Annotated in this window: 1 pseudogene; it reads left to right on the plus strand. The window is 72.1% G+C overall.

Annotation, left to right across the window (positions count from 1 at the left end):
• Nucleotides 1–251: pseudogene (locus SAZ04_RS22590) on the plus strand (tryptophan--tRNA ligase); the annotation flags it as partial.

A 251-nucleotide genomic window follows, 5' to 3' on the forward strand; every position in this document is an offset into this window, starting at 1 on the left:
TGCTCGGCACCGACGGGACGAAGATGGCCAAGTCGAAGGGCAACGTCATCAACCTGCGCGACACCCCCGACGAGACGGCCGCTCGGGTGAAGGCGGCCCGGACGGACGCGGAGCGCCGGATCACGTACGACCCCGTGAACCGGCCGGAGTTGGCGAACCTGCTGCGGATCGCCGCCCTCCTGCGCGACTGCCCGCCCGAGCAGGTCGCGTCCGAGGTCGGTGATGGCGGCGCCCAGGCGCTCAAGGCCGTC

Origin of the sequence: Halalkalibacter lacteus, from assembly GCF_036663595.1 — a bacterium.
GTDB lineage: Bacteria > Bacillota > Bacilli > Bacillales > Bacillaceae_D > Halalkalibacter > Halalkalibacter lacteus.